A 9368-nucleotide genomic window follows, 5' to 3' on the forward strand; every position below is an offset into this window, starting at 1 on the left:
GAGCGGGCGCCGCGGCGATGGCGAGGGTGGTGCGTACCCGAGTCCTCATCCGTGCATTCCCTTCCAGCGGTGCTGTCCGACACGGGGTCAGACCGCCCGCCGGGGGTGAGGGTTGTCCGGGTATTTCAGTTATGTCGGAACGTCACGCGGGGAGCGCCGCGGCGCCACCGGGCGTTCACCGGGGCGCTCCCCGCGGGGCCTCACCGGGCGCGTACCGCGTCCAGTTCGGCCACCGAGGCGAACGTGTCCGACGGGCCGTGCTCACTGAGCACCTTCAGCGCGACGTGCCTCGCCTTCACCTCCGGGAACGGCACGGTGAACTCCGTGCGGTCCTCGGGGAAGCTGCCCGCGGCGACCTTCCGCCAGTTCCCGCCGTCGTCGGAGACCAGCACCTCGTAGTCCTCGACCCGGCCATTGATGCCGCCGTCCTGCCGCGGCATGTAGCGCACCCCGGCCAGCCGCCGCTGGGCGCCCGTGTCGACGGACAGCTGCTGCGGCAGCGCGGCGCCGTAGTCGCTGTGCCAGTGGGTGTACGGGTCGTTGTCGACGGCGCGCGCGGCGCCGCCCGGCTCGCCGGCGCTCTCCTCGCTGGTGGCCGCCGCCGTCCAGCCCTCCTGCCCGTACAGGCCGGAGTTGGCGCCGATCTGCGACTCGGGATCGGCGGGGTCGGACGTCCGCAGCGGCAGCGCGTCGCCGACGCGGTCGTAGGCGTCGAGGAACGGCTGGACGGGGGAGCCGGCGGGCTTCGCCCAGGTGCGGTCGGCGACGACGGCGAGCGGGCGGCGGGCGAAGTAGTCGACCCAGCCGACGGAGTAGTCGTAGGTGCGGTCGGACCAGCGGGCCATCCGGTAGCCGAGGATGTTGGGCGCGGACTCGAAGGGGTAGTCGCGGTACACGTCGCGCACGTCGAAGAAGGCGTAGTCGCCGGGTGTGGCGCCGAATCCGGCACTCATGTAGAGCTTGCTCTCCTCCATGCCGACGGTCGGGTAGCCCTCGGCGGCCCGGCCGCCGGGGGGCGAGAGCCACTCGGTGACCCCGGTGCGCTTGTCCGGGTCGATGCTCGTGGGCTGCTGGAAGTCCCACCACTGCCAGACCTGCGCCGTCTTGCCCTCGGCGCGCACGGCTCCGGCCAGGTCGTCGATGAACTCCACCAGCACGTCGCCGGGGTACGGGTAGCCCTGCTTCTCCTGGTACGCGACGAGTTCGGGGCACGCCTCCTGCGCCGGGCGCAGCGGGATCTCGTCGGTGCCGATGTGCAGGTACGGGCTGTCGAAGATGTCCGCGACCTCGGCGACCAGTTCGCGGGCGAAGCGCCGCGTCTCCGGCTTGGTGTAGTCGAGGGTCCAGTGGCCGCGGTCGGAGCCCTCCCAGCCGTTGCTCGGCCGGGACATCGACTCGCACGCGAACGCCAGGTCGGGGCGGGCGTCGCCGATGGACACGGCGTGGCCGGGCAGGTCGATCTCCGGTACGAGCGTCACGCCGTAGCGCGCGGCGTAGTCCTCCAGGTCGCGCAACTGGCGCTTGGTGTAGTGCTGTTCGGCGACGATCTCCGGGAACCGGTCGCTCTCGATGCGGTAGCCGTTCCAGTCCGTCAGGTGCAGGTGGAAGGTGTTGAGCTTGTACCAGGCGAGCTGGCGGATCTGCTGCCTGAGGTAGTCCAGGGAGTAGTACCTGCGGCCCGCGTCGAGCATCACGCCGCGCTCGCCGTGGGTGGGGTGGTCGCGGGCGGTGCCGCGGGGGACGGTGTGCTGCCCGTCGCCGGTGCGCAGCGCCTGGAGCAGGGTGCGGGTGCCGTAGAGCACGCCGCCGCGGCCGGGGGCGGTGATCCGGGCGGAGTCGGCGAGGACCAGTTCGTAGCCCTCGGGGGAGGGGGAACTGCCGCCGAGGGACAGGCCGATGTCGCCCCGGCCCGGCCGGCCGGTGGTGATCCGCGGGCGCAGCCCCTCCTGGAGGTCCAGCTCGCGGGCGAGTACCGCCGCGGTGGGCGCCAGCTTCCCGGCGTCGCCGCGGTCCAGCACGATCCGGCTCTGCCGGGTCAGCTCCCAGTCGCCCTGGCCGCCGTCCCACGAGCGCACCGAAGGGATCGTGACGGGCGCGGGGTTGGGCTCGGCGGCCTGGCTCGCCGGCACGCCGGGGGCAAGGGGGAGCAGCATCCCGGCGGCCGCGGCGAGCCACAGGGCGCGGGTGCGGGGGCGCCGGGTCCGGCGGCGGTCGTGCGCCCCCGGGTGCGGCGTGCCGGGCGCGGACGGTCTGCGCGGTGCTGGCGCTGGGGTCTCCTGCGGCATGACGGCTCCCTCGGACGACGGCAACTTCCCAGGCGTACCAGCCCGTCGGGGGCCGCGGCCATGGACGGACGCGCCGTGCGGCGTGGACTTGTGCGCCCGCGCCGGATGTCGTGACGGCCCATTGCCATATCGTGTGAGAATCGGTCAAGCTGTTTGTGAATTAATCGCCCGGTCGAGGGAATCTTGACCGGCTCGTTTGCGCCAACCTTGCCCCTGTACCGACATGCCGCACTACGGTTGGCGGTCCACCCAGGACCCCGGTGACTATGACCTCGGCTGCCTGCCCCCGGCTGGGCAGAACGGGCCCCGTGGGGGGAGCACGTGGTGTACACAGACGACGTGACCGGAGCTTCGTGGCGTACCGGCGGCGACGACCACGCCGACCGGGTGGAGTCGCGCTTCGCGCGGAGCTACCGGCTGCACGGATTCACGGTGCTGGAGCTGCGCGGCGAGATCGACCTCGCCGCCCAGCTCGATGTGGAGCCGTACCTCGACGTGATCACAGGCGTGGCCGCGCCGCGCGTGGTCATCGACCTGTGCGGGACGGAGTTCCTCGACTGCTCGGGGCTGCGGCTGCTGGTACGCGCCCGCAGGCGCACCGGCGACCGCGGCGGCGAGCTGCGGCTGGTCTGCCCCGAGAGCGTCGCCGCGCACCGGGTCATGCGGTGCTGCGGCCTGCTCGACGCGCTCGGCCCGGTGGCGACGCTGGCCGATGCCCTGCCCGAGGAAAACCCGGGAGCGATCGCTAGTCAAATTTGATTAGGATATCGCTCATGTGTTCAGCGCAAGCAGCAGAGAACGATCCTCCGGGTCCGGCCGCCGGTACGGCCAGCCCCGCCGACACCCACGACGTGATCAAGGTGCGCGGCGCCCGGGCGAACAACCTGGCCGGCATCTCGCTCGACATCCCCAAGCGGCGGCTCTCGGTCTTCACCGGCGTCTCCGGCTCCGGCAAGTCCTCGCTCGTCTTCGGCACCATCGCCGCGGAGTCGCAGCGGCTGATCAACGAGACGTACAGCGCCTTCGTCCAGTCCTTCATGCCGAACCTGCCCCGGCCCGACGCCGACGGGCTGCACAACCTCTCCGCCGCCATCGTCATCGACCAGGAGCGGATGGGCGCCAACTCCCGCTCCACGGTGGGCACGGCCACCGACGCGTACGCGATGCTGCGCATCCTGTTCAGCCGGCTCGGCGAGCCGCACGTGGGCACCTCCGGCGCGTTCAGCTTCAACCTGCCCGAGGGCATGTGCCCGCGCTGCGAGGGCCTGGGGGAGGTCTCGCAGATCGACGTCGACCAGCTCGTCGACCGCCGGCTCTCGGTCAACGAGGGCGCGGTGACCATCCCGAACTTCGCCGTCGGCAACTGGTACTGGGAGGTGCTGGTCTCCTCCGGCTTCTACGACCCGGACAAGAAGCTCGCGGACTTCACCGACCAGGAGTGGCACGACCTCCTCCACAAGGAGACCGTGAAGGTCAAGGTCGGCAACCACAACATCACGTACGAGGGGCTCATCCCCAAGATCACACGGATGTGGCTGGTCAAGGAGCGCGACGCGCTGCAGGGCCACGTCCGCACCTTCGTGGACCGGGCCGTCGTCTTCGCCGAGTGCTCCGACTGCGGCGGCACCCGGCTCTCCGCCGCCGCGCTCTCCTCGAAGATCGACGGCCGGAACATCGCCGAGTGCGCCTCCCTGCAGATCACCGACCTCGCCAAGTTCGTCCGGGCGATCGCGGACGACTCGGTCGGTCCGCTGCTGGACAACCTGCGCGGGCTGCTGGACTCGCTGGTCGAGATCGGTCTCGGCTACCTCAGCCTCGACCGCCCCTCGGCCACCCTCTCCGGCGGCGAGGCGCAGCGCGTGAAGATGGTGCGCCACCTCGGATCCAGCCTCACCGACGTCACCTACGTCTTCGACGAGCCCACCATCGGGCTGCACCCGCACGACATCCGGCGGATGAACGACCTGCTGCTGCGGCTGCGCGACAAGGGCAACACCGTGCTCGTCGTCGAGCACAAGCCCGAGGTCATCGCGATCGCCGACCACGTCGTGGACCTCGGCCCCGGCGCCGGCAGCGACGGCGGGCACGTCACCTTCAGCGGCGACCTGCCGGGGCTGCGCGCCTCCGGCACGCTGACCGGCCGGTATCTCGGGCACCGGGTGCGGCTGCGCGAGCGGTCCAGGCAGCCGCGCGGGCACATCGCCGTCGAGGGCGCCGACCTGCACAACCTGCGCGACGTGAGCGTCGAGGTGCCGCTCGGGGTGCTCACCGTGGTCACCGGGGTCGCCGGCTCCGGCAAGTCCTCGCTCGTGCACGGCTACCTCGCCGGCCGGGACGGCGTCGTGGTCGCCGACCAGTCGGCGATCCGCGGCTCGCGGCGGTCCAACCCCGCGACGTACACCGGGCTGCTCGGCCCGATGCGCACCGCCTTCGCCAAGGCCAACGGCGTCAAGGCCGCGCTGTTCTCCGCCAACTCCGCGGGCGCCTGCCCCAAGTGCAAGGGCATCGGGCTGATCTACACCGACCTGGCGATGATGGCCGGGGTGGCGTCCGTGTGCGAGGAGTGCGAGGGCAAGCGCTACACGCCCGAGGTGCTCACGTACACGCTGCGCGGCAAGAACATCAGCGAGGTGCTCGGGATGTCGGTCGCCGAGGCGTACGGCTTCTTCCCCGGCGGCCAGGCGCACGCCATCCTCGGCCGGCTCGCCGACGTGGGCCTGGGCTACCTGCGTCTCGGCCAGCCGCTCAACACCCTCTCCGGCGGCGAGCGGCAGCGGCTGAAGCTGGCTATCCACATGGCCGAGAAGGCGGCCACGTACATCCTCGACGAGCCGACCACCGGCCTGCACATGGCCGACGTCGACAAGCTGCTGGCGCTGCTCGACCGGCTGGTCGACGACGGCAACTCGGTGGTGGTCATCGAGCACCACCAGGCGGTCATGGCCCACGCCGACTGGCTGATCGACCTCGGCCCCGGCGGCGGCCACGACGGCGGCCGGGTGGTGTTCACCGGCACCCCGGCCGACCTGGTCGCGAAGGCGGACACGCTCACGGCCCAGCACCTGCGCGAGTACGTCGACCGGGACTGATCCGGCCCCGGGGAGCGCCTACGCCGCCGCCACCCGCGGCATCCACATCGGCTCCTTGCCGAGCTCCGCCCAGATGTACCTGAGCAGCAGCTCGGACCTGAGCCCGGCGCTCCCCGGGTCGTCCCACAGGTTGCGCGTCTCGCCCGGGTCGGCGCGCAGGTCGAACAGCTCGCCGTACGTCTGTCCCTGATAGACCGTCAGCTTGTAGCGGTCGTCGACGTACGTGCGCAGGCTGACCGCCGTCGGCTCGTGCCGGAACTCGCAGATGACGTGGTCCCGCGCGCTCGCCGCGGCCCCGGTGAGGACCGCCGCCTGGCTGACGCCGGTCATCTCCCGCGGCACCGGCAGCCCGGCCAGCTCCAGGAACGTCGGCGCCAGGTCGACGGTCGAGAGCAGCGCGGAGGAGGCGCGTCCCGCGGGCACCCGGCCGGGCAGGCGGGCGAGGAACGGCACCCGCAGCAGGTCCTCGTAGTGGAACGCGCCCTTGGCCTGCAGCCCGTGCTGGCCGAAGAAGTGGCCGTGGTCGGTGGTGAACACCACGATCGTGTCCTCGGCCAGCCCCAGGGCGTCCAGCCGGTCCAGGATCCGGCCGACGTACGCGTCGAGCATGGAGACCATCCCGTAGTACGTCGCCACCAGCCGGCGCCGCTCGGCGGCCGGCAGCCGGTGGGAGTGGAAGCCGTGGACGTACTGCCCGGACTCCTGCCACGGGGAGAAGTCCGGCCGGTCCTGCTGGGTGAGGCCGAAGTGCGGCGGGTTGCCGTCGTGTTCGCCCGCGGCGGCCTCCGGCACGGTCAGCGCGTCCGGGTCGTACATCCGGTCCCAGGGCTCGGGCACGAGGTACGGCGGGTGCGGGTCGAAGAAGCTGGCCCAGCAGAAAAACGATTCGCCCCGCTCGGCGTACCCCTCCAGCAGCGCGCCGGTGCGCTCGGCGATCCAGGCGTTGTAGTGCAGTTCCTCGGGAATCGGCCAGGTGTGCCGCACGCCGGGGTCCAGGGTGCCGGTCGGCGGCCGGAAGTACCGCCGCCAGTCCGCGCACCCCTGCTGCTCCAGCCAGAGCGCGTAGTGCTGCCCGGCGTGCGCCTCCGCGGTGTGGTTGCGGGCCAGCTCCACATGGTCGAAGCCGTAGTACGGGCCGTGGAAGCCGCGCCAGAACTCCAGGTCCTGCAGCAGCGGGTACGACTCGATGGAGGGGTGCTCCGGCGTGCTCGCCAGCGGCTGGAAGTGCGCCTTGCCGACCAGTGACGTGGCGTACCCCGCGGCGCCCAGGTGCTGCCCGAGGGTCGGCTGGTCCTCGGGCAGCTTGGTGCCGAGCGTCCACGCGCCGTGCTGGCTGGGGTACTTGCCGGTGATCATCGAGGCGCGGGTCGGGGTGCACGTCGGGTTGGGGCAGTACGCGCGCTCGAAGGCGGTGCCCTGGGCGGCGAGCCGGTCCAGATGCGGGGTGCGGATCTCGGGGTTGCCGCGGCCGAGGGTGTTCCAGTGCTGCTGGTCGCTGGTGACGAGCAGGATGTTGGGGCGGCGGGCGGGCTGCGTCATACGGTCCGCTTCCTGACGGGGGCGGGGGGCACGGTCGTCCGGGGAGCGTCACCCGGAACGGGCCCGGAGTTCAAGCCCTCCGCACGGGTGCGGGCGCGGGAGTGGGCGCCGAAGTGGCGCGCAGCGCGAAGATCAGCGGAACCGCGGGCCGGGTCGCCGGCAGCCGCCACCAGCCGCTCGCCGGGTCCCGCTCCATCGCCGCGAACCGCGGCCACGGCAGCAGGTCCGTCTCGCGCAGCAGGTCGACGGTGAGGCCGGCGCCGGCCAGCGCCGTGACCACGTCGCCGAGGCCGTGGCGCCACTCGTAGCCGGTGACGGCGCCGGCGAGCGGCGGGCCGTCGGTGTACGTGTGCGGGGAGTCCTTGCGTACGGGGCCGCGGCCGGCGAGGTAGTCGTGGCGCAGCAGCAGTTCCGGCACCTCGTCGGGGCTGCCCGCGGGGCCCAGGGAGTCGAGCAGGGGGTGGAACTCGACCACGTACAGCATGCCGCCGGGCCGCAGCAGGGCCCGTACCACCTCGGCCCAGGCCGCGAGATCCGGCAGGTAGCACAGCGCGCCCTTGCCGGTGTAGACGACGTCGAAGCGCCGGCCCGCCAGCGCCTCGGGCGCCCGGTGCACGTCGGCCCGTACGAACTCCACCTCCCGGCCCGCGTCCGCCGCGATCCGCCGCGCCCCGGCGACGGACGCGGCGGAGAAGTCGAGGCCGACGGTGCGGGCCGCGCCCCGCTCGGCGAAGGCGAGCGTGTCGGTGCCCAGGTGGCACATCAGGTGGAGCACGTCCCGGCCGTGCAGGTCGCCGAGGTCGCCCCATTCGAAGGGCGCGAACCAGTCGCCCGGCGCCCGGGAGCCGTCGAGGCCGTAGAAGTCGCTGCGCAGGTGCACCGGGGCGCGGGCGTCCCAGTTGGCCTCGTTGGCGCGGAGCATCTCGGCGACCGTGGGCGCCGGTTCGTCAGCGTTCATGGCACCTTTCTACCCGCGCCGGCTGCTGCAGAGCCGCCGCTCCCGGGTACGGCCCGCCGACCGCGTCCGGGGCCGGGCGCCCGCGCGTGACGATGCGGCCGCCGGCCGCGTCGACGGCGCGCATCTGCAGCGAACCGCACTGGCACCGGGTCCAGATCGTCATCCCGTCCCCCGTGCGGTGACGCGAGACCGTGTGGAACGGCGTGCTGTCCGCCCAACCGCAGTGGGGGCAGTGACCCTCGAACAACGTGGATGTCCTCTCCCCGCCGTACGCGCCGGCGGTTCTCGTCCGGCGGCGGCCCGTCGGCCCGGGCCCGCGCTGCCGTCTCTTCAGCATGGAAGTTTCTTTCGTTCAGGTCTAGGTTGGATATATGGACGGCACCGTGAAGGAGGACCTACATGATTGACCTGCGCCGGCTGCGGGTGCTCCGGGCGGTCGCGTACTACGGCACCGTGACCGCCGCGGCCGAGTCACTCCACCTGACCCCCTCCGCCGCCTCCCAGCAGATCCGGCAGCTGGCCCGGGAGCTGGACGTCCGGCTGCTGGAGCCGCAGGGCCGCCGGGTGCGGCTCACGTCCGCGGCGCGCGGACTGCTCGCGCACGCCGACATCATCGAGGCGCAGTGGGAGCTGGCGGCGGCCGACCTGCACGCGATCGACGAGGAGCCGGTGGGGGAGCTGCGCATGTCCGGGTTCCCGAGCGCGATGTGCCGGCTGCTGGCACCGGTGGCCGGCACGCTGCGCGCCGAACACCCGCGGCTCGACGTACGGCTGCGCGAGGCGGAGCCGGCGGACTGCTACGACCTGCTGTTCGACTGCGAGACGGACCTCGCCGTCGTGGAGGCGTCCGCGGACGCCCCCGCCCGCGGCGACCAGCGCTTCGAGCAGCACACGCTCATCGAGGACCCCTTCGACCTGGTCGTGCCCGACGGCCACCCGCTGGCCGAGCGCACCGGCATCGAACTCGCCGAGGCCGCGGGGGAGCGGTGGATCATCGGTCCGCCGGGCGTCTGGTCGCGGCAGCACGTGCTCGCGGCCTGCAGCGCGGCCGGCTTCGGGCCCGACGTGACCCACGAGGCGTGCGACTGGACCGTGACGGCGGTGATGGTCTCGCACGGCCTCGGCGTCGCCCTCGTCCCCCGGCTCGCCCAGTTCTCCGGCGTGCCGTCGATCCGCCGGGTGCGGATAACCGGGGCGCCGGTCCCGTCCCGCACGTTCCTCACGGTCACCCGGCGCGGCGCGACGGGCAGTCCCGCGGTACGCGCCGCGCTCGACGCGCTGCACGTACGGGCGAAGGAGACGGTCGGCTAGGTTCTGCCGTGCACGTCGATCGGCGGGGGCCGTTCAGCGGAGACCGGCGGGACGGCCGAGCGCCGGCCGGCATCCTCGATGGCGAGCAGAACCTCCTCGCCGTCCACGACCTGGCGGTGCGGAACCGCATCCGACCGGCCGGCCGGCCGAAGGGGCACGGCTTGGCCGAAGGGCCCGCGGGCCCGC

The 9368-nt window shown here is 72.8% G+C and carries 6 protein-coding genes; 3 read left to right on the forward strand and 3 right to left on the reverse strand.

The features are described 5' to 3' along the window. Nucleotides 1–200 precede the first annotated feature (200 nt). Nucleotides 201–2285, reverse strand: a complete 2085-nt coding sequence (locus H5J30_RS08945; RefSeq protein WP_181786740.1) for a family 20 glycosylhydrolase — start codon at nt 2283–2285, stop codon at nt 201–203. Between the two features lie 324 nt (nt 2286–2609). Between H5J30_RS08945 and H5J30_RS08950 the strand changes: the two genes are divergently transcribed. Further along, nucleotides 2610–3044: an anti-sigma factor antagonist gene (locus H5J30_RS08950; RefSeq protein ID WP_181786741.1), complete on the forward strand. Its 435-nt coding sequence runs from the start codon at nt 2610–2612 to the stop codon at nt 3042–3044. Nucleotides 3045–3136: 92 nt separating this feature from the next. After that, entirely contained in the window at nt 3137–5374 is a 2238-nt protein-coding gene (locus tag H5J30_RS08955) for an ATP-binding cassette domain-containing protein (protein WP_181786748.1), read from the forward strand. Nucleotides 5375–5392: 18 nt separating this feature from the next. Here H5J30_RS08955 and H5J30_RS08960 read toward each other — a convergent pair whose 3' ends face one another. Both H5J30_RS08960 and H5J30_RS08965 read right to left on the reverse strand, forming a co-directional pair. Continuing rightward, entirely contained in the window at nt 5393–6913 is a 1521-nt protein-coding gene (locus H5J30_RS08960; protein WP_181786742.1) for a sulfatase family protein, read from the reverse strand. Between the two features lie 70 nt (nt 6914–6983). Then, nucleotides 6984–7871, reverse strand: a complete 888-nt coding sequence (locus H5J30_RS08965; protein ID WP_181786744.1) for a class I SAM-dependent methyltransferase — start codon at nt 7869–7871, stop codon at nt 6984–6986. A gap of 399 nt (nt 7872–8270) precedes the next feature. Here H5J30_RS08965 and H5J30_RS08970 point away from each other — a divergent pair, with 399 nt between their 5' ends. Further along, nucleotides 8271–9182 carry a LysR family transcriptional regulator gene (locus H5J30_RS08970; RefSeq protein WP_181786746.1) on the forward strand — a complete coding sequence of 304 codons (912 nt, stop codon included), beginning with the start codon at nt 8271–8273 and terminating at the stop codon, nt 9180–9182. The last annotated feature ends 186 nt before the right edge of the window (nt 9183–9368 follow it).

The sequence above is a fragment of the Streptomyces phytophilus genome, from assembly GCF_013870535.1.
GTDB lineage: Bacteria > Actinomycetota > Actinomycetes > Streptomycetales > Streptomycetaceae > Streptomyces > Streptomyces phytophilus.